Genomic DNA, 22,420 nt, shown 5'->3' on the forward strand with positions numbered 1-22,420 from the left:
CGCGAAATCTGTGTGTCATACAACCTGATGTTGGCTGATACAACGCATTCGCGAGCAAGCTCGCTCCCACATTTGGTTTCAACTACGGCTAGGGATCAAGCGTCGTTTTCGTGAGTCAGTTCGAGCACGCGGTCGACCAGTTTGTTGATCCCCGAAGCCGCTTCACTGATGGTCTGCGCCAGCATGTACGCCGGGGTGGTGACCAGTTTGCGCGCCTTGTCTTCGACGATTTCGGTGACGGCGCACTCTTCGTGGGTGGCGCCCATCTTGTTCATGGCCGCAGCGGTGTCGGCGTCGTTGCCGATGGTGCAGGTCACGCCCGGGCCATAGATTTTCGCCGCCAGCGCCGGGGAGATGCAGATCAGCCCGACCGGTTTGCCCGCTTCGGCAAATGCTTCGGCCAGGGCCAGCACTTCGGGTTGCACGGTGCAGCCGGCGCCTTCGATGGCGAAGTTCGACAGGTTCTTCGCCGCGCCAAAGCCGCCGGGCACGATCAGCGCATCGAAGTCTTCGACGTCGGCGTCGCGGATATCCTTGACGTTGCCCCGGGCAATGCGCGCCGATTCCACCAGCACGTTGCGCGATTCCGGCATTTCTTCGCCGGTCAGGTGGTTGATCACATGCAATTGCGCGATGTTTGGCGCGAAGCACTGCACCTGTGCGCCGCGCTGGTCGAGGCGCAGCAGGGTGATGACACTTTCCTGGATTTCGGCGCCGTCGTACACGCCACTGCCGGACAGGATCACTGCAACTTTTTTGCTCATGGGCTTCTCTCCAGATTCATGGCGCTCAATGTCCCTCAAATCGTCGCGCGTGGCCATAGGGGCATGGCTGACGCGCGCGGGGGCAGAGCGCTCTCTCAATGGATCGCAACGGCGGCGGGGTGTTCATTATTTGCCTGGGCTGCGCGTGGCAGCCGCCAGCGAATGGCTTATTCGGCTGGCGTTTTCGGGCCGGGAGGAGGGGTCGCTTCGGCCTGGCGCAACTGCTCTGCCTCGGCGGCCTTGGCGAGCTGCTCGTCCTGATAGATTTTCTTCGCCAGTTGCGCATTCTTGAAGCGGCGCCGCAGCCACAGGCCCAGGCCGAGGATCAGCAAGGCGCCGAGCACCCACAGCTCGTACTTCTTGATGCTGCCGAGCATGCCTTCCAGCACTGCGCCGAAGTGGTAAGCCGCCGCAGCCAGGGCGGTGGCCCAGATCGCCGCGCCGATGCCGTTGAGCAGCAGGTAACGTCCCGGTGGATAACCGGACAGGCCGATCGCCACCGGCATCACGGTGCGCAGGCCATAAACGAAGCGGAAGCTCAGGACCCAGATGTCCGGATGTTTGCGGATGTGCTCCAGTGCGCGGTCGCCCATCATCTGCCAGCGCGGTTTGCGCGCAAGCAATTTGCGCCCGTGCTTGCGCCCCAGGAAGTACCACAGCTGATCACCGGCATAACTGCCGAAGAACGCCACGACCACCACCAGGTTGATGTCCATGTATCCACGGAACGCAAGGAAGCCTGCGAGCACCAGAATGGTTTCGCCTTCGAAGAACGTGCCGAGAAACAAGGCAAAGTAGCCAAAGTCGTGCAGAAATTGTTGGAGCATTGTCTGGGTGCTGGCGAAATGAACGCGCAGCCTAACCCTTCGGGCACATTCATGAAAGTGTCCAAATGTGTCTCGACGTGAACATTTCCTACATCGACAATGGATTGCGGCTACCTGTCACAGAGCACACATAACAGTCATCTGTTAGTCATAATGGCCGTCTATAACTGTCACGCTCGCCCGTTTGCCCGGGCTCAGGAGTCTGCCGTGAGCTTTACCCCCGCCAATCGTCTGTTCCCAGCCACTCGTCTGCGCCGCAATCGTCGTGATGATTTTTCGCGGCGCCTGGTGCGTGAAAACGTATTGACGGTCGATGACCTGATCCTGCCGGTGTTCGTGCTCGACGGTGAAAACCGCCGCGAAGCCGTGGCCTCGATGCCGGGCGTCGAGCGACTGACCATTGATCTGCTGCTTGAAGAAGCGGCGAAATGGGTCGAGCTGGGCATTCCGGCGCTGGCGCTGTTCCCGGTCACGCCGGCTGAACTGAAATCCCTCGATGCTGCCGAAGCGTGGAATCCCGAAGGCATCGCCCAGCGCGCCACTCGCGCTTTGCGTGAGCGGTTCCCGGAGCTGGGGGTGATCACTGACGTCGCGCTGGATCCGTTCACCACCCACGGTCAGGACGGCATTCTCGACGAAGACGGCTACGTGCAGAACGACATCACTGTCGATGCGCTGGTGCGTCAGGCGCTGTCCCATGCCGAAGCCGGCGCGCAGGTGGTGGCGCCGTCGGACATGATGGACGGTCGCATCCAGGCGATTCGTGAGGCCCTGGAAATTGCAGGTCACGTCAACGTGCGCATCATGGCCTACTCGGCCAAGTATGCCAGCGCCTACTACGGGCCTTTCCGCGATGCTGTGGGTTCGGCGTCGAACCTCGGCAAGGCCAACAAGGCTTCTTATCAGATGGACCCGGCCAACAGCGACGAAGCGCTGCACGAAGTCGGTGCCGACTTGTCCGAAGGTGCGGACATGGTCATGGTCAAGCCGGGCATGCCCTACCTGGACATTCTTTTTCGCGTCAAAGATGCCTTCAAGGTGCCGACCTTCGTCTATCAGGTCAGTGGCGAATACGCCATGCACATGGCCGCTATCCAGAATGGCTGGTTGAGCGAAGCGGTGATCCTCGAGTCACTGACCGCCTTTAAACGTGCCGGTGCAGATGGCATCCTGACTTACTTTGCCGTTCGTGCCGCTCAATTGTTACGAGAGCAGAAATAGCCCTCCCAGGAACATTCCATGAATACCGAAGGACTCACTGAAGTTGCCGTAAAAGAAGCTCAGCCGGTGGTCGAGCAAATCACCGAAACCCCGCCGGAACTGGAGCCTGCGCCACCCGCGCCGGTTGCCGAAACCGCTGTGGCGGTACCGGCGATCGCCATTCCCGGCCTGGATGACAGCAGCCTGTACATCCACCGCGAGCTTTCGCAATTGCAGTTCAACATCCGCGTGCTGGAACAGGCGCTGGACGAGTCCTACCCGTTGCTGGAGCGACTGAAGTTCCTGCTGATCTTCTCCAGCAACCTCGACGAATTCTTCGAGATCCGCGTCGCCGGGCTGAAAAAGCAGATCACTTTTGCCCGCGAACAGGCCGGCGCTGACGGCTTGCAGCCGCATCAGGCGCTGGCGCGGATCAGCGAACTGGTTCACGGTCACGTTGACCGCCAGTACGCGATCCTCAACGACATCCTCCTGCCGGAGCTGGAAAAGCATCAGGTGCGCTTCATCCGTCGGCGCAACTGGACGACCAAGCTCAAGACCTGGGTCCGCCGCTATTTCCGCGACGAGATCGCGCCGATCATCACCCCGATCGGCCTCGACCCGACGCACCCGTTCCCGCTGCTGGTGAACAAGAGTCTGAACTTCATCGTCGAGCTCGAAGGTATCGACGCCTTCGGTCGCGACTCCGGTCTGGCGATCATTCCGGCGCCGCGTCTGCTGCCGCGGATCATCAAGGTGCCGGAAGAAGTCGGCGGCGCCGGCGACAACTATGTGTTCCTGTCGTCGATGATCCACGCCCACGCCGATGACCTGTTCCAGGGCATGAAGGTCAAAGGCTGCTACCAGTTCCGTCTGACCCGAAATGCCGACCTGGCGCTCGATTCCGAAGACGTCGAAGACTTGGCCCGCGCTCTGCGTGGCGAGTTGTTCTCGCGGCGCTACGGTGACGCGGTGCGTCTGGAAGTCGCCGACACCTGCCCGAAACACCTCTCGGACTACCTGCTCAAGCAGTTCAACCTGAGCGAGACCGAGCTGTATCAGGTCAACGGCCCGGTCAACCTGACGCGCCTGTTCAGCATCACCGGTCTGGACAGCCATCCGGAGCTGCAATACACGCCGTTCACCCCGCAGATCCCGAAACTGCTGCAAAACAGCGAAAACATCTTCAGTGTGGTCAGCAAGCAGGACATCCTCCTGCTGCACCCGTTCGAGTCGTTCACCCCGGTGGTCGACCTGCTGCGTCAGGCCGCGAAAGACCCGCACGTGCTCGCCGTACGGCAAACCCTGTACCGCTCCGGCGCCAACTCCGAGATCGTCGATGCGCTGGTGGATGCCGCGCGTAACGGCAAGGAAGTCACTGCGGTGATCGAGCTGCGCGCGCGCTTCGACGAAGAATCCAACCTGCAACTGGCCAGCCGTCTGCAAGCGGCCGGTGCGGTGGTGATCTACGGCGTGGTCGGCTTCAAAACCCACGCCAAGATGATGCTGATCCTGCGCCGTGAGGCTGGCGAAATCGTCCGCTACGCGCACCTCGGTACCGGCAACTACCACGCCGGTAACGCCAAGCTTTACACCGACTACAGCCTGCTGACCTCCGACGACGCTTTGTGCGAAGACGTCGGCAAACTGTTCAGCCAGTTGATCGGCATGGGCAAGACGCTGCGCATGAAAAAGCTGCTGCATGCGCCGTTCACCCTGAAGAAGGGCATGCTCGACATGATTGCCCGCGAAACCCAGTTCGCCCTCGAAGGCAAACCGGCGCACATCATCGCCAAGTTCAACTCGCTGACCGATCCGAAGATCATCCGCGCGCTGTACAAGGCCAGCCAGTCCGGCGTGCGCATCGATCTGGTGGTGCGCGGCATGTGCTGCCTGCGTCCGGGCATCGCTGGGGTTTCGCACAACATTCATGTGCGCTCGATCATCGGCCGCTTCCTCGAGCACACGCGGGTGTTCTACTTCCTCAACGGCGGCGACGAGCAGATGTTCCTCTCCAGCGCCGACTGGATGGAGCGCAACCTCGACAAGCGCGTCGAGACCTGCTTCCCGGTGGAAGGCAAGAAATTGCTGACTCGGGTCAAGAAGGAGCTGGAGCTGTACCTGACCGACAACACCCACAGCTGGAGTCTGCAGTCGGACGGCCGCTACATTCGCAACACACCCACCGGCAACCAGAACCCGCGCAGTGCGCAGGCGACGTTGCTGGAGCGGTTGGGCAGCCCGATCTTGCCGGTGAGCAGCTGACCGTCAGCCCAATAAAAAAGGCGATCCCTTGGGATCGCCTTTTGTGCCTACACTGAGTCCGACCTGTGGCGAGGGGATTTATCCCCGTTGGGCGCGAAGCAACCCCTTGAGTCAAAATCGGGCCTGCTGCGCAGGCCAGCGGGGATAAATCCCCTCGCCACAATCAGTGTCAATGCACCGTGAGAACAATCCCCACCCGCGTCAACCAGTCCGCCTCAAGCCCGAAATCCGCCTGGGTCAGCTGATTTTCATCCAGCCAGTTCTCCGGGAATTCCACATCGAGATGATCGCCATTGGCATGCAGCGCCACCTGCGGCATCGCCTGGGTTCCGCGAATGTGATGGAACAGAATGGCGAACCGCAGCAGCACGCACAGGCGAATCAGCTTGATGCCGTCATCGCCGAATTCGGCGAACTTGTCCTTGGGAATATTGCGCCGGTGCCCGCGCACCAATAGCGCGAGCATCTGCTGATCTTCTCGCGAGAAGCCGGCCAGATCGGAGTGCTCGATCAGGTAGGCACCGTGCTTGTGGTAGTGATAGTGAGCGATGTCGAGGCCGACTTCGTGCACTTTCGCCGCCCAGCCGAGCAGTTCGCGCCAGATACCGTCATCCAGCTCCCAGTCGACGGCGACCTGATCGAACGCGTGCAGGGCCTTGCGCTCGACCCGCGCCGCCTGTTCCAGATCGACGTGATAGCGCTCCATCAGCGAGGTCAGGGTGCGTTCGCGCACGTCTTCGTGATGATGGCGGCCGAGCAGGTCGTAGAGCACGCCTTCACGCAGCGCGCCTTCGCAATGATCCATGCGTTGCAGTTCGAGGGCGTCGAAGATCGCTTCGAGAATCGCCAGGCCCGCCGGGAAGATCGCGCGGCGGTCAGGCTTGATGCCTTCGAAATCGATCTTGTCGGCGTCGCCCAGCTTGAACAGTTTGCGCTTGAGCCACGCCAGGCCTTCGGCGTTGACCTCGCCGCTGCCGTGGCCGCCGGCCTTCAGGGCCAGACCGATGGCGCGAATCGTACCGGAGGAGCCAATGGCTTCATCCCAGGTCAGGCGATGCAGGGCGTGCTCGATGCTCATGATCTCCAGGCGCGCCGCCGTGTAGGCCTGGGCGTAGCGGGCCGGGGTTATCTTGCCGTCCTTGAAGTAGCGCTGGGTGAAACTGACGCAGCCCATTTGCAGGCTTTCGCGCAGCAACGGCTCGAAGCGCTGGCCGATGATGAATTCAGTACTGCCGCCGCCGATGTCGGCGACCAAACGTTTGCCTGGGGTATCGGCGAGTGTGTGCGAAACGCCGAGATAGATCAGGCGCGCTTCTTCACGGCCGGAGATGACTTCTACCGTGTGGCCGAGGATTTCCTCGGCGCGGCGGATGAATTCGCCACGGTTGCGCGCTTCACGCAGGGCGTTGGTGCCGACGATGCGCACGGCACCGAGCGGCATACCGTTGATCAGTTGGGCAAAGCGCTTGAGGCAATCGAGGCCGCGCTGCATCGATTCTTCGTTGAGCTGGCGCGCATCGTCGATGCCGGCGGCCAGTTGCACCTTCTCGCCGAGGCGCTCGAGAATGCGGATTTCGCCGTTCTGGGCCTTGGCCACGACCATGTGAAAGCTGTTGGAGCCCAGGTCGATTGCGGCGATCAGGGACAGATTCTTGGCTTGGGATTGCGGCATGGTCAGGGGGTCTCGGTCGATAACCCCGACATCGTGCCACGATCAAACGCTGGCGCCAACGCGCATGGTTCAAACCGTTGATTCAGCGCAGAAAGTCTGGGGATCGCGGCGCGGCCATTCGCGAGCAGGCTCGCTCCCACAGATGAGCGCATTCCCCTGTGGGAGCGAGCCTGCTCGCGAAGAGGGCATCACTGCCTCAGAAAATCTTCAGGCTGTCGCCTCCACCGTGCCAATAAAGTTCGCCAGCTCCGCCGTCTGCGGATTGGCAAACAATACCTTCGGATCGCCCACCTCGTGCACCTTGCCATGGTGCATGAAGACCAATTTATCGCCGACTTCCCGGGCAAAGCGCATCTCGTGGGTGACCATGATCAGCGTCATGCCTTCCTTGGCCAGTTGCCGAACCACGCTGAGCACTTCATTGACCAGTTCCGGGTCCAGTGCCGAAGTGATTTCATCGCACAGCAGCACCTTCGGCGACATCGCCAAGGCCCGGGCAATCGCCACCCGCTGTTGCTGCCCGCCGGACAGGCGATCCGGGAAGGCATCGAATTTTTCCCCGAGCCCGACTCGCTCGAGCATTTCCCGCGCCAGTTCGGCAGCCTTGGCCTTGGGTACTTTCTGCACCACTTGCGGCGCGAGCATGACGTTCTCCCCGACGGTCAGGTGCGGGAACAGGTTGAACTGCTGGAAGACCATGCCGACCTTCTGTCGCAGGCTGCGCAGATCAGCGCGGGCGGCGTCGAGGTATTCGCCGTCGACTTCGATCACGCCGTCGTTGATCGACTCCAGGCCGTTGAGTGTGCGCAACAGAGTCGATTTGCCCGAGCCGCTGCGGCCGATGATCGCCACGACCTGGCCTTCCTCGACGCTGAGGTCGATGCCTTTGAGTACGTGGTGATCGCCGTAGTATTTATGCAGGGCGGAAATTCTAAGCAGAGGCATGCAGTCTCCTTTCCAGGTAGCGCGCACTGAGGGACAAGGGGTAGCAGAGCAGGAAGTAGCCGAGGGCGACGAGGCCGTAGACCATGAACGGTTCGAACGTGGCGTTGGCGAGCATGCCGCCGGTCTTGGTCAGTTCGGTGAAGCCGATGATCGAGGTCACCGCTGTGCCCTTGACCACTTGCACCGAGAAGCCCACGGTCGGCGCCACGGCGATGCGCAGCGCTTGCGGCAGAATCACGTAGCGCAATTGCTCCAGCGGATTGAGCGCCAGGCTCGACGAGGCTTCCCACTGACCGTGGGGAATGGCCTCGACGCAACCGCGCCAGATCTCCGCCAGATAGGCGCTGGTGAACAAGGTCAAAGCGATCGCGGCGGCCATCCACGGCGAAATCTCGATCCCGGCCAGCGCCACACCGAAGAACACCAGAAACAGCTGCATCAGCAGCGGCGTGCCCTGAAACAGCTCGATCCAAGTGCGGGCGATGCTGCTGGGCAGTGTATTCTTGGAGATGCGCATCACCAGAATCAGCAGGCCGACGAGGCCGCCGCCGATGAATGCCACCAGCGACAGCGCCAGCGTCCATTGCAGGCCGGTGAGCAGGTTGCGCAGGATGTCCCAGAAAGTGAAATCGCTCATTGGCTGCTCCTCGCAATGAACCGCCGGCCGAACCAGTTGAGCAACTGGCGGATCAGCAGCGCCATGCACAGGTAGATCAGGGTGGTCAGCGCGTAGGTTTCAAAGGCGCGGAAGTTGCGTGACTGAATGAAGTTGGCGGCGAAGCTCAATTCTTCCGTGGCGATCTGCGAACACACCGCCGAACCGAGCATGACGATGATGATCTGGCTGCTCAGTGCCGGCCAGACCTTGCCCAGCGCCGGCAGCAGGACGACGTGGCGGAACGCTTCGAAGCGCGTCATCGCCAGTGCCGCAGCCGCTTCCAGTTGCCCGCGCGGAATCGCTTGAATGCCGGCGCGGATGATCTCGGTCGAATAGGCACCGAGGTTGATCACCATCGCCAGCACCGCCGCTTGCCACTCGGAAATCTGCACGCCAAGCGACGGCAGGCCGAAGAAGATGAAGAACAGTTGCACCAGAAACGGCGTGTTGCGGATCAACTCGACGTAGACGCCGAAGATCGCCGAGAACGGGCGGATCTGCCACGCCCGCACCAGCGCCCCGACAATGCCCACGCCGACCCCGAGCAGCGCGCCGATGGCGGTCAGCTCAAGGGTGAACAGTGCGCCGCGCAGCAGCAGGTCGGTGTTTTCCACCACCGGCAAAAAATCGAACTGATAAGCCATGAACGTCTCCCGCGCAGTCGATCAGAGATCGGCCGGCAGCGGCTCTTTCAGCCAGGTCTGCGAGTTCTTTTCCAGTGCGCCGTCAGCCTTGGCGGTGTTGAGGATGTCGTTGACCTTGGCCAGCAACGCCGCTTCGTTCTTGTTCACGCCCACGTAGACCGGGGAATCCTTGAGCTTCACCTTCAGCGCCGGCACGCGCTTGGGGTTCTTCTCGCTGATGGCCACCATCACCACGTTGCCGCTGGCGATCAGATCGACCTGGCCTGCCAGATAAGCAGCGATGGTCGAGTTGTTGTCTTCGAAACGTTTGATGGTCACGCCTTCGGGGGCGACTTTGCTCAGCTCGATGTCTTCGATGGCGCCCCGGGTGACGCTGATGGTCTTGCCTTTGAGGTCGTCGAGGCTGGTGATCGCAGCGTCTGGCGGACCGAACACGGCGAGGTAGAACGGCGCATAGGCGCGGGAGAAGTCGATGACCTTCTCGCGCTCGGCGTTTTTGCCGAGGCTGGAGATCACCAGATCGACCTTGCCGGTGGTGAGGAACGGGATGCGGTTGGTGCTGTTGACCGGGGTCAGTTCGAGTTTGACCTTGAGTTGGTCAGCGAGCAGTTTCGCCGTGTCGATATCCAGGCCGCGCGGCTTCATGTCCGGGCCGACCGAGCCGAACGGCGGGAAGTCCTGGGGCACAGCAACTTTCAGGGTGCCGCGTTTGACCACGTCGTCCAGACCGTCGGCGTGAGCGGGGGCCTGGCACAGCAGCAGGCCGGCAAACAGGGAAGCGAGGAGGGCGCTGTAACGCTGGGTCATGGACAATCTCCGGATCGGCGGGAAGTGGTTGCTGTGATCGGACAGAGCATGGGACGTGCCAACAGGCGGATTTCGCCCCGGCAGGCCGCAGTAGCAGCGGCTTCGTTCGGTCTTACTGGTCTGAACAGTCAACTCGGTTTTCGCACTGCGATGGCGCATCGGCTGCACGCGCCGAACCCCGCTGGGGCACGACTTGCCGGACTCGACGAATAGCTTTACAACTAGCCGCACCTTGGCCCTGACGCGTCCGCACATCATGAATTCGATCTCCCGCGCCGTACCCGAAGTGGCGCTGCAAGCGATCCGCAAACTGATCACCGAACAGGGCTTCGGCGCTGGCGATGCGTTGCCGTCGCAACGGGATCTGGCACTGCAACTGGGCGTCAGCCGGGCATCGTTGCGTGAAGCGTTGTCGTCGCTCAGTGCACTGGGCGTGGTCAGCATTCAGCCGGGCAAGGGCGTGTTCGTGCAGTCGCCGGTCGAATTGTCGCGCGGCGACAACGCGCCAGGCTGGTCGTTTGCGGCGCAGGCATCACCGCTGGATATCTTTCAATTGCGCTATGCGCTCGAAGGGTTTGCAGCAGGGTTGGCGGCGGTGACGTTGAGCACGTTCGATCTGGATGCGCTGGAAGACAACGTTGCGGCCATGCGCGAGCAATTGAAGCTCGGCGACTTTGAGGCAGCGGCGAAACTCGACTTCGAATTTCACCGGCGCATCCTCCTCGCCAGCGGCAATCAGGCGATGCTGAGCATCCTCACCGCCAGCGCCGAGATCTTTCTCGAGAGCCAGAAACTGCCGTTCATCCGCGCCGAGCGCGCCATGGAAACCTGGCAGGAACACCGCAAGATCCTCCGTGCCCTGGCCCGCCGTGCGTCGGGAGCAGCGCAAAAAGCCATGCAGGAACATGTGCGCAACGCCGCCCTGCGTACCGGAATCGCCTTTATCGCTCCCGCCACGGCGTGACTTGAGCTATACCCAAACTCATCAAGGGCCATAGCAACACTCAATCATCTGCGGCTTCCTGAACAAGGGAAGGGCGGCTATGATGGGCCACGTTTTTTTGCTTACAACCTGGAGAATTCCATGAGCAGCGATCTGATCAAACACGTTAGCGACGCTAGCTTCGAAGCCGACGTACTCAAGGCCGAAGGCGCTGTCCTGGTCGACTACTGGGCTGAATGGTGCGGCCCTTGCAAAATGATCGCACCGGTTCTGGACGAGATTGCCGAGACTTACAAAGGCAAGCTGACCGTCGCCAAACTGAACATCGACGAAAACCAGGAAACCCCGGCCAAGCATGGCGTGCGTGGTATCCCGACGCTGATGCTGTTCAAGAACGGCAACGTTGAAGCGACCAAGGTCGGCGCACTGTCGAAGTCGCAGCTGGCGGCGTTCCTCGACGCCAACATCTGAGCGTCGCAGTAAAACGCTGAAAAAAAGCCCCGCAAATCGCGGGGCTTTTTGCGTATTCAGGGCTAGACGCTCCGAAACTCAGGTGGTACATTCGGCCCCGCACTGGTTTCTCCAATGCCCCCTGCTAGCCGTCGCCGACGCACTCCTTTTCGAATTAGTTCGCGATCCTGTCGCCTTCTCCGCGGCGCGGCCTCATTAAGCCAAAAGCTTAATTTCCCCCCCTCCATAAATGATTACGTCATTCCTATATGAATCTGACTGAACTCAAGCAAAAGCCGATTACCGAACTGCTCGAATTGGCCGAACAGATGGGCATAGAAAATATGGCCCGTTCGCGCAAGCAGGACGTGATTTTCTCCCTGCTGAAAAAGCACGCGAAAAGCGGCGAGGAAATCTCCGGTGATGGCGTGCTGGAGATTCTCCAGGACGGCTTCGGCTTCCTGCGCTCCGCAGACGCTTCCTACCTCGCCGGCCCTGACGACATCTACGTCTCGCCGAGCCAGATCCGCCGCTTCAACTTGCGCACCGGTGACACCATCGTTGGCAAGATCCGCCCTCCGAAGGAAGGCGAGCGGTATTTCGCCCTGCTCAAGGTCGACACGATCAACTTCGATCGTCCGGAGAACGCGAAAAACAAGATTCTCTTCGAGAACCTGACGCCGCTGTTCCCGACGGTGCGCATGAAGATGGAAGCCGGCAACGGTTCCACCGAAGACCTCACCGGTCGCGTGATCGACCTGTGTGCACCGATCGGCAAAGGCCAGCGTGGTCTGATCGTCGCACCGCCGAAAGCCGGTAAAACGATCATGCTGCAGAACATCGCAGCGAACATCGCCCGTAACAATCCTGAAGTTCACCTGATCGTGCTGTTGATCGACGAGCGTCCGGAAGAAGTGACCGAAATGCAGCGCACCGTGCGCGGCGAAGTGGTTGCCTCGACCTTTGACGAGCCGCCGACCCGTCACGTGCAGGTTGCTGAAATGGTGATCGAGAAGGCCAAGCGCCTGGTCGAGCACAAGAAAGACGTGGTGATCCTGCTCGATTCCATCACCCGTCTGGCCCGTGCCTACAACACCGTGATCCCGAGCTCCGGCAAGGTATTGACCGGTGGTGTCGATGCCCACGCCCTCGAGAAGCCGAAGCGTTTCTTCGGTGCCGCGCGTAACATCGAAGAAGGCGGCTCGCTGACCATTATCGCCACCGCGCTGGTTGAAACCGGCTCGAAGATGGACGAAGTGATCTACGAAGAGTTCAAGGGTACCGGCAACATGGAACTGCCTCTGGATCGCAAGATCGCCGAGAAGCGTGTGTTCCCGGCCATCAACATCAACCGCTCCGGCACCCGCCGCGAAGAGTTGCTGACCGCCGACGACGAACTGCAGCGCATGTGGATTCTGCGCAAGCTGCTGCACCCGATGGACGAAGTCGCCGCCATCGAGTTCCTGGTCGACAAGCTGAAGACGACCAAGACCAACGACGAGTTCTTCTTGTCGATGAAACGCAAGTAATACGCTGGCGTTTCAACAAAGGACGCTCCCGCAAGGGGGCGTTTTTTTTGCCCCGAAAAATCTCGCGCCCATCACGGATATCTGTTGATGGGCCGATTTTGCGGCGTCGGCAGCGTACTCCCGAGTTCGAGGCCTGCGCCTTCGCCGCAGCGCGGGGGCCACAATCGAGCAATGACGGGCTGCTGTTTGCTCCTCAGAGCAGGTAGGATGTACGCCTATTTTGAGGGTGCCATCGTCAATGAAATTCAAGGATCTTCGGGATTTCGTGCAGCAGCTTGAGCAGCGCGGAGAGTTGAAACGCATCCAGATTCCCGTCTCGCCGGTGCTGGAGATGACTGAGGTGTGCGACCGCACGCTGCGGGCCAAAGGCCCGGCATTGTTGTTCGAGAAGCCCACCGGTTACGACATTCCGGTGCTCGGCAACCTGTTCGGCACCCCCGAGCGTGTGGCCATGGGCATGGGCGCCGAGTCGGTCAGCGAATTGCGCGAAATCGGCAAGCTGCTGGCCTTTCTCAAGGAGCCGGAGCCGCCGAAGGGCTTGAAGGACGCGTGGTCGAAACTGCCGATCTTCCGCAAGATCATTTCGATGGCGCCGAAAGTGGTCAAAGACGCGGTGTGTCAGGAAGTGGTCATCGAAGGCGACGACGTCGATCTGGCGATGTTGCCGGTGCAGACCTGCTGGCCCGGCGACGTCGGCCCACTGATCACGTGGGGACTGACGGTCACCAAAGGCCCGAACAAGGAACGCCAGAACCTCGGTATCTACCGCCAGCAAGTGATTGGCCGCAACAAGGTGATCATGCGCTGGCTCAGCCATCGTGGCGGTGCTCTCGACTTCCGCGAGTGGTGCGAGAAGCATCCGGGTCAGCCTTTCCCGGTGTCCGTAGCCCTTGGCGCCGATCCGGCAACGATTCTCGGTGCCGTGACGCCGGTACCGGACAGCCTCTCCGAATATGCTTTTGCAGGGCTCTTGCGCGGTAACCGCACCGAGCTGGTCAAGTGCCGTGGCAACGATCTGCAAGTGCCGGCCACCGCCGAAATCATCCTTGAAGGCGTGATTCATCCCGGCGAAATGGCCGACGAAGGCCCGTATGGCGACCACACCGGTTACTACAACGAAGTCGACAGCTTCCCGGTGTTCACCGTCGAGCGCATCACCCACCGGATCAAGCCGATCTATCACAGCACTTACACCGGCCGCCCGCCGGATGAGCCGGCGATTCTCGGCGTGGCGCTGAACGAAGTGTTCGTGCCGATCCTGCAGAAGCAATTCCCGGAGATCACCGACTTCTACCTGCCGCCGGAAGGCTGCTCGTACCGCATGGCCGTGGTGACGATGAAGAAGTCGTATCCGGGGCATGCCAAGCGCGTGATGCTCGGCGTCTGGTCGTTTTTGCGACAGTTCATGTACACCAAGTTCGTTATCGTCACTGACGACGATATCAACGCCCGCGACTGGAACGACGTGATCTGGGCCATCACCACGCGCATGGACCCCAAGCGCGACACGGTGATGATCGACAACACGCCGATCGACTACCTCGACTTCGCTTCGCCGATTTCCGGCCTGGGCTCGAAAATGGGCCTGGATGCCACCCACAAGTGGCCGGGCGAAACCACCCGCGAATGGGGCCGCGTGATCGTCAAGGACGACGCCGTCACCCAACGGATCGATGCCATCTGGAATCAGTTAGGAATAGATTGATGCGTGTAACCCTGCAGCCTTCCGGAGCAGTGCTCGAGATACAGCCCGGTGAGCGGATTCTCGACGGTGCGCGGCGCCTGGGCTATGACTGCCCGCAAAGCTGCCGCAACGGCAATTGCCACGTGTGTGCAGCGCTGCTGGTCGAAGGCCGCGTCGAACAGGCCGGCAAAGTCCACGATCATGGCGAGTTCTACACCTGCATCGCCGCACCGCTGGAAGACTGCGTGCTGTTGTGGGATGGCGTGCTCGCACTGGGTGAGCTGCCGGTGCGTAGCCTGTCGTGTCAGGTCATCGAGTGCCGCGAGGTCGGCGGCGACACCTGGCGCGTGCGTCTGCGTGCACCGGCGGGCAAGCCGCCGCGCTATCACGCTGGGCAATATTTGATGATCGAGCGCGAGAGCGGTGAGAAATCCGCGTTCTCCATGGCCTCGGCACCCCACGGCGGGCGTGATCTGGAAATCCATGTGCTGGCGCGCGAAACCAGTGCGTTGAGCCTGATCGAGCAGCTGCAACGCAACCCGATGGTGCGTGTCGAGCTGCCCTTTGGCGACACACATCTTGCGGAGCTACCCGACGGTCCTCTGGTGTTGATCGCCGCCGGCACCGGCATGGGCCAGATTCACAGTCTGATCGAACATTGCCGAGCCGAAGGCTTCAAACATCCAGTGCATCTGTATTGGGGCGTACGCCGCCCGGAAGATTTCTATCAGATCGAGCACTGGGACGAATGGCTGAAGCTGCCCAATCTGTTCCTGCACAAAGTGGTCAGCGACCAGTGCGGCTGGGAAGGGCGCTGCGGGATGTTGCACGAGGCGGTTTGCGAGGATTTCCCCGATCTGAAGCCGCTGCACGTCTATGCCAGCGGTTCGCCGGCGATGGTCTATGGCACGCTGGACGCGCTGGTCGAGGCGGGGATGGATGCGCATCAGATGCGCGCCGACGTCTTCGCCTATGCGCCGCGCTCCTGAGACTTATAACTTGGTATATAGCCGATCGGTATTTACCTTAAACAGTAAATATCGCTAGGTTATATATGAATCAGGCAATTAATCAGTGGCACTTAATTTGCCTTAAAACATATGTGCCTTATTGTTACAGCGGTGCGTTCTATTAAGTAATTCTTCACCCGCGGGGAGCTGAACGCTATTCGCCATGAGCGCCATTGAAAACGCAATTCTGAACCTGGCTTACCCTCCGCGGCTCGATCTTGGGCCGCAGCTGACGCACGAACAACTTCTCGCTTCCATGCAATCGACCATGGCACGCCACAAGGGCGGGCCGGTGTGGCTGTTCGCGTATGGCTCGCTGATCTGGCGGCCGGAATGCACGGCAGTTGAGCGCATGCGCGGTCGCGTGCATGGCTACCATCGCGGCTTGTACCTGTGGTCCCACGAGCATCGGGGCACCCCGGAAATGCCCGGTCTGGTGTTCGGTCTGGATCGTGGCGGTTCATGCAGTGGCTTTGCCTACCGCTTGCCGGAAGACAATCTCGATACCGCGCTGTATGCGCTGTGGAAACGCGAGATGCCGTTTCCCTCGTATCGCCCGCACTGGCTCAATTGCCGGCTCGAAGATGGCACTCAGGTGCAGGCCTTGGGATTCGTTCTGGAGCGTCACCTGCCGAGCTATGCCGGCAACTTGCCGGATCATGTGCTCAGCCAGGTGTTCGCCAACGCCAGCGGGCGTTACGGCACCACTCGCGATTATGTCGAGCAGACCGCGCACGCCCTGCGCAGCCACGCCATGCCAGACCGCAATCTGGAGGCGCGGCTCAAGCGCTGTAAATCACACAGCGATCAGGCGACCGCTTCACGGCTCTGACTGGCGACTTGCTTGTGCCACAGCGTTGGCGCAAGGAAGGCCATCGCCAGCAGGCAAGCGCCGACCAGCAGGACGAAACCGCCATCCCAGCCGAAGTGGTCAACGGTGTAGCCCATCGCCGCACTGGCCGCGACCGAACCCCCCAGATAACCGAACAGACCGGTGAAGCCCGCTGCGGTACCGGCGGCTTTCTTCGGCGCCAGTTCCAGCGCTTGCAGGCCGATCAGCATCACCGGACCGTAGATCAGGAAGCCGATCGACAGCAGGGCGATCATGTCGACCATCGGGTTGCCGGCCGGATTCAGCCAGTAAACCAGGGTCGCGACAGTCACCAGGGCCATGAACACCATGCCGGTCAGGCCACGGTTGCCACGGAAGATCTTGTCCGACATCCAGCCGCACAGCAGCGTGCCCGGGATGCCTGCCCACTCGTAGAAGAAATAGGCCCACGAGGTCTTATCCACGGTGAAGCCCTTGGCTTCCTTCAGGTACGTCGGCGCCCAGTCCAGCACGCCGTAGCGCAGCAAGTAGACGAAGACGTTGGCCAGAGCGATGTACCAGAGCATTTTGTTGCGCAGCACGTATTTGACGAAGATTTCCTTGGCGCTGAATTCGTCTTCGTGGCTGGCGTCGTAGCCTTCCGGGTAATCGTTCTTGTACTGCTCGATCGGCGGCAGGCCGACTGATTGCGGGGTGTCACGCATGGTGATGAAGGCGAATACCGCCACGCCCAGCGCGACCGCTGCCGGGACGTAGAACGCCGCGTGCCAGTCATTGAACAGGCCCATGCCGATCAGGAACAGCGGGCCGATCAGACCGCCGCCGACGTTATGCGCTACGTTCCACACCGAGACCACGCCGCCGCGTTCCTTCTGCGACCACCAGTGCACCATGGTCCGCCCGCTCGGCGGCCAGCCCATGCCCTGCGCCCAGCCGTTGATGAACAGGAGAATGAACATCATCGTCACGCTGGACGTTGCCCACGGCGCGAAACCGAAAATGAACATCACCCCGGCCGAGACCAGCAGACCGAACGGCAGGAAGAAGCGCGGGTTGGAACGGTCGGACACCAGGCCCATGAGGAACTTCGACAAACCATACGCAATGGCGATCGCCGACATCGCCAAGCCGAGGTCGCCACGGCTATAGCCTTCGTCGATCAGGTACGGCATGGCCAGGGAGAAGTTCTTGCGCAGCAGGTAGTAACCGGCGTAGCCGATAAAGATACCGGCGAAGATCTGCCAGCGCAGGCGGCGGTAGGTGCTGTCTATTTTTTCTTCAGGCAATGGAGCCTGATGTGCGGCAGGACGAAAGAAAGCAAACATTCAAGAGCTCCAGTTTTCTTGTTTTGACTGCGGATGCGAATGTTACAGTTTCGTTACCGAAAATAGCATCGCTTCACGTCGGCAAAACAGCGGAAATTTGGGCAGATGAGCGTTCCTTTATGAACATGTCGCTCTGAGATAAGAAGGCGGCGCTGAGGGGATGGTGGCTCGGGTGGGTTTCTGCGGTTTGACGTATGGAAGAGGCAGACCTCAACGCTAAAGCGATCCGGATGGTTGCTCCGGATCGCTCCATGTTGTTAACGAACCTGAACGACAACCTTGCCCACAGCCTTGCGCTGGCCGAGATCATCGATCGCCTGCGCGGTATTGCTCAGCGGATACACCTGCGATACCAGAGGTTTCAGCTTGCCCTCGGCAAACCAGGCGAACAGCTGCTGGAAGTTTGCTGCGTTGTCCTGGGGTTGGCGCTGGGCAAAGGAGCCCCAGAACACGCCGAGCACCGCCGCGCCTTTGAGCAGGGCGAGGTTGACCGGCAGTTCGGGGATGCGTCCGCTGGCGAAGCCGACCACCAGCAGGCGGCCGTTCCAGGCGATGGCGCGGATGGCCTGGTCGAACAGGTCGCCGCCGACCGGGTCGTAGATCACGTCGGCGCCCTGGCCGTCGGTGAGGCGTTTGATCTCGTCCTTGAGGCTGGATTCGCTGTAGTTGATCAGTTCATCGGCGCCGGCAGCCTTGGCCACCGCGAGTTTCTCGGCACTGCTGGCGGCGGCGATCACGCGGGCGCCCATGGCTTTGCCAATCTCCACCGCGGCGAGGCCGACGCCGCCCGATGCGCCAAGCACCAGCAGGGTTTCGCCCGGTTGCAGGTTGGCGCGTTGTTTGAGCGCGTGCATCGACGTGCCATAGGTCATGCTGAATGCAGCGGCGACGTTGAAATCCATCGACGGAGGAATCGGCAGGACGTTGTAGCCCGGCACCGCCACCTGCTCGGCAAAACTGCCCCAGCCAGTCAGGGCCATGACCCGGTCGCCGACTTTCAGATGGCTGACCTTTTCCCCGACTTCGCGCACCACGCCCGCCGCTTCACCGCCTGGCGAAAACGGGAAGGGCGGTTTGAACTGGTATTTGCCCTCGATGATCAGCGTGTCCGGGAAATTGACTCCGGCAGCGTGCACGTCCAGCAGGATTTCATTCTTCTTGGCGACAGGGCTGGCGACGTCTTCCAGCACCAGCGATTCGGCAGGGCCGAAGGCTTTGCACAGCACGGCTTTCATCAGGGCTATTCCTTTGGGAGTGATGGCCGATAAGTGTAGGTGTGTGAATCAACGGGTCAACGAGCATGCCCGGCCCTGATAGTCAGCCATAAGCTTGTGCTTGCGCGGCGGGTCGTTATGCTAGGCCGCAAACCGGATAAGGAGCGAATTGTGAAAGCGTGGATCATGTTGTTGCTGGCCCTGTCTCTGCCTGTGGCAGCACTGGCCGAAGAAGCCAAAGAAGGCGAGGCGCCGAAAGTCAATTACATCACCCTGAGCCCGCCGTTCGTCGGCAACTATGGCCTCGACGGCACCGCCAAGCTTAAGGTCTACAAGGCCGATGTGGCCCTGCGCGTAACTGGCGAAGAGGCGACCAAACTGGTCAAGGCCAACGAGCCGCTGATCCGCAATCAGCTGGTGGCGTTGTTCACTCAGCAGTCGACCGAGGCGATGGGCAGCATCGAGGGCAAGGAAAAGCTGCGTCAGGAAGCGTTGAAGCAGACCCAGCAGGTCATGAATGACGAGACCGGCAAGCCTGTTGTTGAGGATCTGTTGTTCAACAACCTGATCATTCAGTAAGTCATTCGCTGTCCGGGCTGGCCTCTTCGCGAGCAGGCTCGCTCCCACATTGGACTGCATGTTCCTGTGGGAGCGAGCCTGCTCGCGAAAGCTATTTATCCGGCATAAATGAATCAGGGTTTGAGCCCGATAACCGCCGTCCACTGTTCTGGTGTAACCGGCATCACCGACAACCGTGAGCCCTTCTGCACCAATGGCATCTCTGCCAGCGCCGTCTGCTGCTTCAGATAATCCAGCTTCAACACCCGTTTGAACGTCTCGACATGCTCGACATCGATCGCGCTCCAGGCATTTTTTTCTGCTGTAGCCTTCGGATCGAAGTAATGGCTCTGCGGCTCCAGCGCCGTCGGATCGGGATACGCTGCTTGGATAATTTTGCCAATCCCGGCAATCCCCGGCTCGGGGCAGCTGGAATGGTAGAAAAAGAACTCGTCACCGACCGCCATCGCCCGCAGGAAGTTGCGTGCCTGATAGTTGCGAACCCCGTCCCAGCGCGCCTTGCCGAGCTTTTCCAGACCCTTGATCGAGAGTTCGTCGGGCTCTGATTTCATCAGCCAATAGGCCATGTGGTGTGCTCCTGAAGCGGTCATTGGGCAGGTTGTCGGGCAATTTTATGACAAACCGACAGTCGGTTGACGTCAGCGTTTGCGCACAGGTTCACGTTGCCGCAAAATGCCGGCCTTTAAAGCTTGACGCTGCTGCACGGCCTACGAACGGAAACCGCTGCTGTCATCGTGATGATGTGCCTTGAGGGGGGCAATCGATGAAACGCAAACCGGATTTGCTATGGACTTTGGTAATTTTGTTTGGCCTGGGCGTGGTAACCACCGGTTACGCGCAGAGCCTGTGGGCGAACAAGGCCGACGCGCCGATTGAAGTGGCGCAACAGGTGCAACAGTCGACCGCTTTCAAACGCTGAACCTGTCTCTTCGACGCCGCTGTTCCATGCGGCGTCTACTCTGCGAAATACCACGCCTTGTCGGTGACCGTGCCTTGTAACGGCACATCCCAGCTCGCCTGCGCCAGACGCTCGACTTTCTGACACTCATGGGCCAGGCCCAGCAGCGTCGGCTTGCGCCAGTTCTTGCGCCGGGCCAGATAGGCGAGGCTGCGATCATAAAACCCGCCGCCCATGCCCAAGCGTCCGCCGACATCGTCAAACCCCACCAGCGGCAACAGCACCAGATCCAGCGTCCAGACCTTGCGTTGCCGAGCCAGATTGGCCCGGGGCTCGAGGATGCGGAAACGATTGGGCGTGAGCTTTTCGCCGGGGCGGATGCGCTGGAAGACCATTTTCGTTCGTGGCCACGCGCTGAGTACCGGCAGATAAGTCGCCTTGCCGCGACGCTGGGCTTCGCGCAGGAGCAGGCGCGGATCGATTTCACCGTCGGTGGGCAAATACAGAGAGATATGTTTCGCCCGGCGAAAGTGCGGGTCTTGCGCCAATTGCCGGAACAGGCCTTTGGCAGCCCGGCGTTGTTCGCCCGGCGTCAGTGCGCGGCGCGCCTTGCGCAGCAGGCGGCGGAGTTGCGGGCGGGGCAGCAGCGCGGGTTCGGTCATGGTTCGGCTTCGGCAGGTGGATGCAAAAACGTACGCATAAAAAATCCGATGTCGGCATACACCGACATCGGATTCGAATCAGGCTCCCCGGATGAACCGCTGTCAACTCAGCCCTTGAACCCGAAAGTTCAAGGTGGAAGAAGCAGTAGACTTTAAGGCTTTCCGTCTAGCGGACATGCACACCAGCCCAACGTGCAACTTCCAGGGTAGTGCGAATCGGCTCCGGGACATCGTCAACTGGCAAGCACCCCAGGGAGTGCCGCGAGTATACCTCAAGCTGTCAGTCGAATCAGCCCTTGGCGGTGTTCTGATCGTCGGCCAGAACCAGATCGACACGATCGAGCAAGTCGCGTACCTGTTCGCGGGTCGAACCGCTGGCCTGGATATCCGGGCGCTCTTCTTTGTGCAACAGGTCGTGGGTGATGTTCAGCGCGGCCATCACGGCAATGCGATCGGCGCCGATGACTTTGCCGCTGCTGCGGATCTCGCGCATCTTGCCGTCCAGGTAGCGGGCGGCACTGACCAGATTGCTGCGTTCTTCCGGCGGGCAGATGATCGAATACTCTTTGTCGAGGATCTGCACGGTAACGCTATTGCTTGAACTCATGAGTCTTGCTCCAGGGCCTTGAGGCGCGAAATCATCGATTCGACCTTACGCCGGGCGATTTCGTTTTTTTCAATGAGGTGAGCGCGTTCCTCGCGCCAGGTTTTTTCCTGAGCTAGTAAGAGTGCGTTTTGACTCTTAAGTTGCTCGACTCGGCCAATCAGCAGTTCGAGTCTGGCCATCAGCGCTTGCAGGTCGGTGTCTTCCATTGGGTCCACGTGTTCGTCTGATGGGTGGTGACTGGCGGACAGCCTTTAATGGTCTTGGCGGGGCTGTCGATGTAGGATACAAGGCCTTCATTCTAGACATAGCGCCGTCTGGCGCCTAGCTGCCCATGACCATTGCGAATTCCCCGTACCAAGCCTTTGCCACCCTGCTGACTGCCAGCGGCCACAACGTCTCGCCTGCCGAACTGCACGGCGTGCTGCTCGGGCGCAGTTGCGCCGGGGCCGGCTTCGATCACGAAGGCTGGCTGATCGACGCCGCCGAACTGCTCGAAGGCGACATCCAGGACAACGTCCGCAACGCCCTGATCGGCCTGCAGGAGATGGTCAAAGGCGAGCTGACCGGCGACGACGTCACCGTCGTTCTGTTGCTGCCGACCGACGATGCGCCGCTGGCCGACCGCGCTGCTGCACTGGGCGAGTGGTGCCAGGGCTTCCTCAGCGGTTTCGGCCTGAACTGCCGCGACAGCAGCATGCTCAGCACTGAAGCCACCGAAGTGCTGCAGGATCTGGCAGCCATTTCCCAGGTGCAGGACGCGCTGGAAGAATCCGAAGACGGCGAATCCGACTACATGGAAGTCATGGAATACCTGCGCGTCGCGCCGTTGCTGCTGTTCTCGGAAACCAAAAAAGCCGATGTGCCGCCAGCCGCCAAGCCGTCGCTGCATTAATCGCGTGCCAGGG

Annotated in this window: 24 protein-coding genes and 1 other RNA gene; 11 read left to right on the top strand and 14 right to left on the bottom strand. The window is 60.7% G+C overall.

Going from position 1 to position 22,420, the window contains the following annotated elements; translation table 11 throughout:
* Positions 1–95 precede the first annotated feature (95 nt).
* Together elbB and D8U71_RS26565 are read right to left on the bottom strand one after the other, a co-directional pair.
* A complete protein-coding gene (gene elbB / locus D8U71_RS26560; RefSeq protein WP_016772616.1) occupies positions 96–764 on the bottom strand; it encodes an isoprenoid biosynthesis glyoxalase ElbB in 669 nt (222 codons plus the stop codon).
* A 167-nt stretch (positions 765–931) separates the two neighbouring features.
* On the bottom strand, positions 932–1,591 hold the full coding sequence (locus tag D8U71_RS26565; protein WP_130889087.1) for a DedA family protein: 660 nt from the start codon (positions 1,589–1,591) through the stop codon (positions 932–934).
* Between the two features lie 207 nt (positions 1,592–1,798).
* Between D8U71_RS26565 and hemB the strand changes: the two genes are divergently transcribed.
* Entirely contained in the window at positions 1,799–2,812 is a 1,014-nt protein-coding gene (gene hemB / locus D8U71_RS26570; protein ID WP_076564508.1) for a porphobilinogen synthase, read from the top strand.
* A gap of 18 nt (positions 2,813–2,830) precedes the next feature.
* Positions 2,831–5,056 (top strand): polyphosphate kinase 1, encoded by a 2,226-nt coding sequence (gene ppk1 / locus D8U71_RS26575; protein WP_016772619.1) that lies wholly within the window; start codon positions 2,831–2,833, stop codon positions 5,054–5,056.
* A gap of 169 nt (positions 5,057–5,225) precedes the next feature.
* On the opposite strand, the gene ppx is transcribed toward ppk1, so the two are convergent.
* The 5 genes from ppx to D8U71_RS26600 all read right to left on the bottom strand — a co-directional run bounded on the left by ppx (position 5,226) and on the right by D8U71_RS26600 (position 9,782).
* Positions 5,226–6,728, bottom strand: coding sequence for an exopolyphosphatase (gene ppx / locus D8U71_RS26580; protein ID WP_041476907.1), 1,503 nt, complete (start codon positions 6,726–6,728; stop codon positions 5,226–5,228).
* A gap of 207 nt (positions 6,729–6,935) precedes the next feature.
* Entirely contained in the window at positions 6,936–7,673 is a 738-nt protein-coding gene (locus D8U71_RS26585) for an amino acid ABC transporter ATP-binding protein (protein ID WP_007911148.1), read from the bottom strand.
* Positions 7,660–8,310 carry an amino acid ABC transporter permease gene (locus tag D8U71_RS26590; protein ID WP_016772621.1) on the bottom strand — a complete coding sequence of 217 codons (651 nt, stop codon included), beginning with the start codon at positions 8,308–8,310 and terminating at the stop codon, positions 7,660–7,662. Before D8U71_RS26590 ends, D8U71_RS26585 begins: the two co-directional genes overlap by 14 nt.
* Positions 8,307–8,975: an amino acid ABC transporter permease gene (locus tag D8U71_RS26595; protein ID WP_122612308.1), complete on the bottom strand. Its 669-nt coding sequence runs from the start codon at positions 8,973–8,975 to the stop codon at positions 8,307–8,309. The genes D8U71_RS26590 and D8U71_RS26595 overlap by 4 nt, the downstream gene beginning before the upstream one ends.
* Positions 8,976–8,996: 21 nt before the next feature.
* Positions 8,997–9,782, bottom strand: a complete 786-nt coding sequence (locus D8U71_RS26600) for a transporter substrate-binding domain-containing protein (RefSeq protein WP_016772623.1) — start codon at positions 9,780–9,782, stop codon at positions 8,997–8,999.
* Positions 9,783–10,038: 256 nt separating this feature from the next.
* Here D8U71_RS26600 and D8U71_RS26605 point away from each other — a divergent pair, with 256 nt between their 5' ends.
* The 6 genes from D8U71_RS26605 (at position 10,039) to D8U71_RS26630 (ending at position 16,230) form a co-directional block, all read left to right on the top strand.
* Positions 10,039–10,746, top strand: coding sequence for a FadR/GntR family transcriptional regulator (locus D8U71_RS26605; RefSeq protein WP_073471078.1), 708 nt, complete (start codon positions 10,039–10,041; stop codon positions 10,744–10,746).
* Between the two features lie 120 nt (positions 10,747–10,866).
* Complete coding sequence (gene trxA / locus D8U71_RS26610) at positions 10,867–11,196, top strand: thioredoxin TrxA (protein WP_003206727.1); 330 nt, start codon at positions 10,867–10,869, stop codon at positions 11,194–11,196.
* Between the two features lie 248 nt (positions 11,197–11,444).
* Positions 11,445–12,704: a transcription termination factor Rho gene (rho, locus tag D8U71_RS26615; protein WP_003229334.1), complete on the top strand. Its 1,260-nt coding sequence runs from the start codon at positions 11,445–11,447 to the stop codon at positions 12,702–12,704.
* A gap of 238 nt (positions 12,705–12,942) precedes the next feature.
* Entirely contained in the window at positions 12,943–14,409 is a 1,467-nt protein-coding gene (gene ubiD, locus D8U71_RS26620) for a 4-hydroxy-3-polyprenylbenzoate decarboxylase (protein ID WP_039757427.1), read from the top strand.
* Entirely contained in the window at positions 14,409–15,377 is a 969-nt protein-coding gene (locus D8U71_RS26625; protein WP_101161513.1) for a CDP-6-deoxy-delta-3,4-glucoseen reductase, read from the top strand. Before ubiD ends, D8U71_RS26625 begins: the two co-directional genes overlap by 1 nt.
* Positions 15,378–15,561: 184 nt before the next feature.
* Entirely contained in the window at positions 15,562–16,230 is a 669-nt protein-coding gene (locus D8U71_RS26630) for a gamma-glutamylcyclotransferase (RefSeq protein ID WP_125925390.1), read from the top strand.
* On the opposite strand, the gene glpT is transcribed toward D8U71_RS26630, so the two are convergent.
* Together glpT and D8U71_RS26640 are read right to left on the bottom strand one after the other, a co-directional pair.
* Positions 16,206–17,555, bottom strand: a complete 1,350-nt coding sequence (glpT, locus tag D8U71_RS26635) for a glycerol-3-phosphate transporter (protein ID WP_024014747.1) — start codon at positions 17,553–17,555, stop codon at positions 16,206–16,208. The genes D8U71_RS26630 and glpT overlap by 25 nt on opposite strands.
* Positions 17,556–17,812: 257 nt before the next feature.
* On the bottom strand, positions 17,813–18,790 hold the full coding sequence (locus D8U71_RS26640) for an NADPH:quinone oxidoreductase family protein (RefSeq protein ID WP_130889088.1): 978 nt from the start codon (positions 18,788–18,790) through the stop codon (positions 17,813–17,815).
* A 150-nt stretch (positions 18,791–18,940) separates the two neighbouring features.
* On the opposite strand from D8U71_RS26640, the gene D8U71_RS26645 reads away from it, so the two are divergent.
* Positions 18,941–19,348, top strand: a complete 408-nt coding sequence (locus D8U71_RS26645; RefSeq protein WP_056791694.1) for a flagellar basal body-associated protein FliL — start codon at positions 18,941–18,943, stop codon at positions 19,346–19,348.
* A gap of 113 nt (positions 19,349–19,461) precedes the next feature.
* On the opposite strand, the gene D8U71_RS26650 is transcribed toward D8U71_RS26645, so the two are convergent.
* The gene (locus tag D8U71_RS26650) at positions 19,462–19,914 is read right to left on the bottom strand and encodes an EVE domain-containing protein (protein ID WP_130889089.1); all 453 of its coding nucleotides are present in this window, start codon (positions 19,912–19,914) and stop codon (positions 19,462–19,464) included.
* Positions 19,915–20,111: 197 nt separating this feature from the next.
* Between D8U71_RS26650 and D8U71_RS28435 the strand changes: the two genes are divergently transcribed.
* Positions 20,112–20,267, top strand: coding sequence for a hypothetical protein (locus D8U71_RS28435; protein WP_007911192.1), 156 nt, complete (start codon positions 20,112–20,114; stop codon positions 20,265–20,267).
* 35 nt (positions 20,268–20,302) lie between these two features.
* Here the strand turns inward: D8U71_RS28435 and D8U71_RS26655 are convergent, their stop codons facing one another.
* From D8U71_RS26655 to D8U71_RS26670, 4 genes are all read right to left on the bottom strand, one after another.
* Positions 20,303–20,908: a 5-formyltetrahydrofolate cyclo-ligase gene (locus D8U71_RS26655; RefSeq protein ID WP_125925392.1), complete on the bottom strand. Its 606-nt coding sequence runs from the start codon at positions 20,906–20,908 to the stop codon at positions 20,303–20,305.
* Positions 20,909–20,988: 80 nt separating this feature from the next.
* Positions 20,989–21,167: non-coding RNA, 6S RNA (ssrS, locus tag D8U71_RS26660), on the bottom strand.
* Positions 21,168–21,197: 30 nt separating this feature from the next.
* The gene (locus D8U71_RS26665) at positions 21,198–21,515 is read right to left on the bottom strand and encodes a cell division protein ZapA (protein WP_016772632.1); all 318 of its coding nucleotides are present in this window, start codon (positions 21,513–21,515) and stop codon (positions 21,198–21,200) included.
* The gene (locus tag D8U71_RS26670) at positions 21,512–21,721 is read right to left on the bottom strand and encodes a TIGR02449 family protein (RefSeq protein WP_007911197.1); all 210 of its coding nucleotides are present in this window, start codon (positions 21,719–21,721) and stop codon (positions 21,512–21,514) included. Before D8U71_RS26670 ends, D8U71_RS26665 begins: the two co-directional genes overlap by 4 nt.
* A 125-nt stretch (positions 21,722–21,846) precedes the next feature.
* On the opposite strand from D8U71_RS26670, the gene D8U71_RS26675 reads away from it, so the two are divergent.
* Entirely contained in the window at positions 21,847–22,407 is a 561-nt protein-coding gene (locus D8U71_RS26675; RefSeq protein WP_016772633.1) for a YecA family protein, read from the top strand.
* The last annotated feature ends 13 nt before the right edge of the window (positions 22,408–22,420 follow it).

The organism is Pseudomonas sp. Sample_21, assembly GCF_004307525.1.
Lineage (GTDB): Bacteria > Pseudomonadota > Gammaproteobacteria > Pseudomonadales > Pseudomonadaceae > Aquipseudomonas > Aquipseudomonas atacamensis.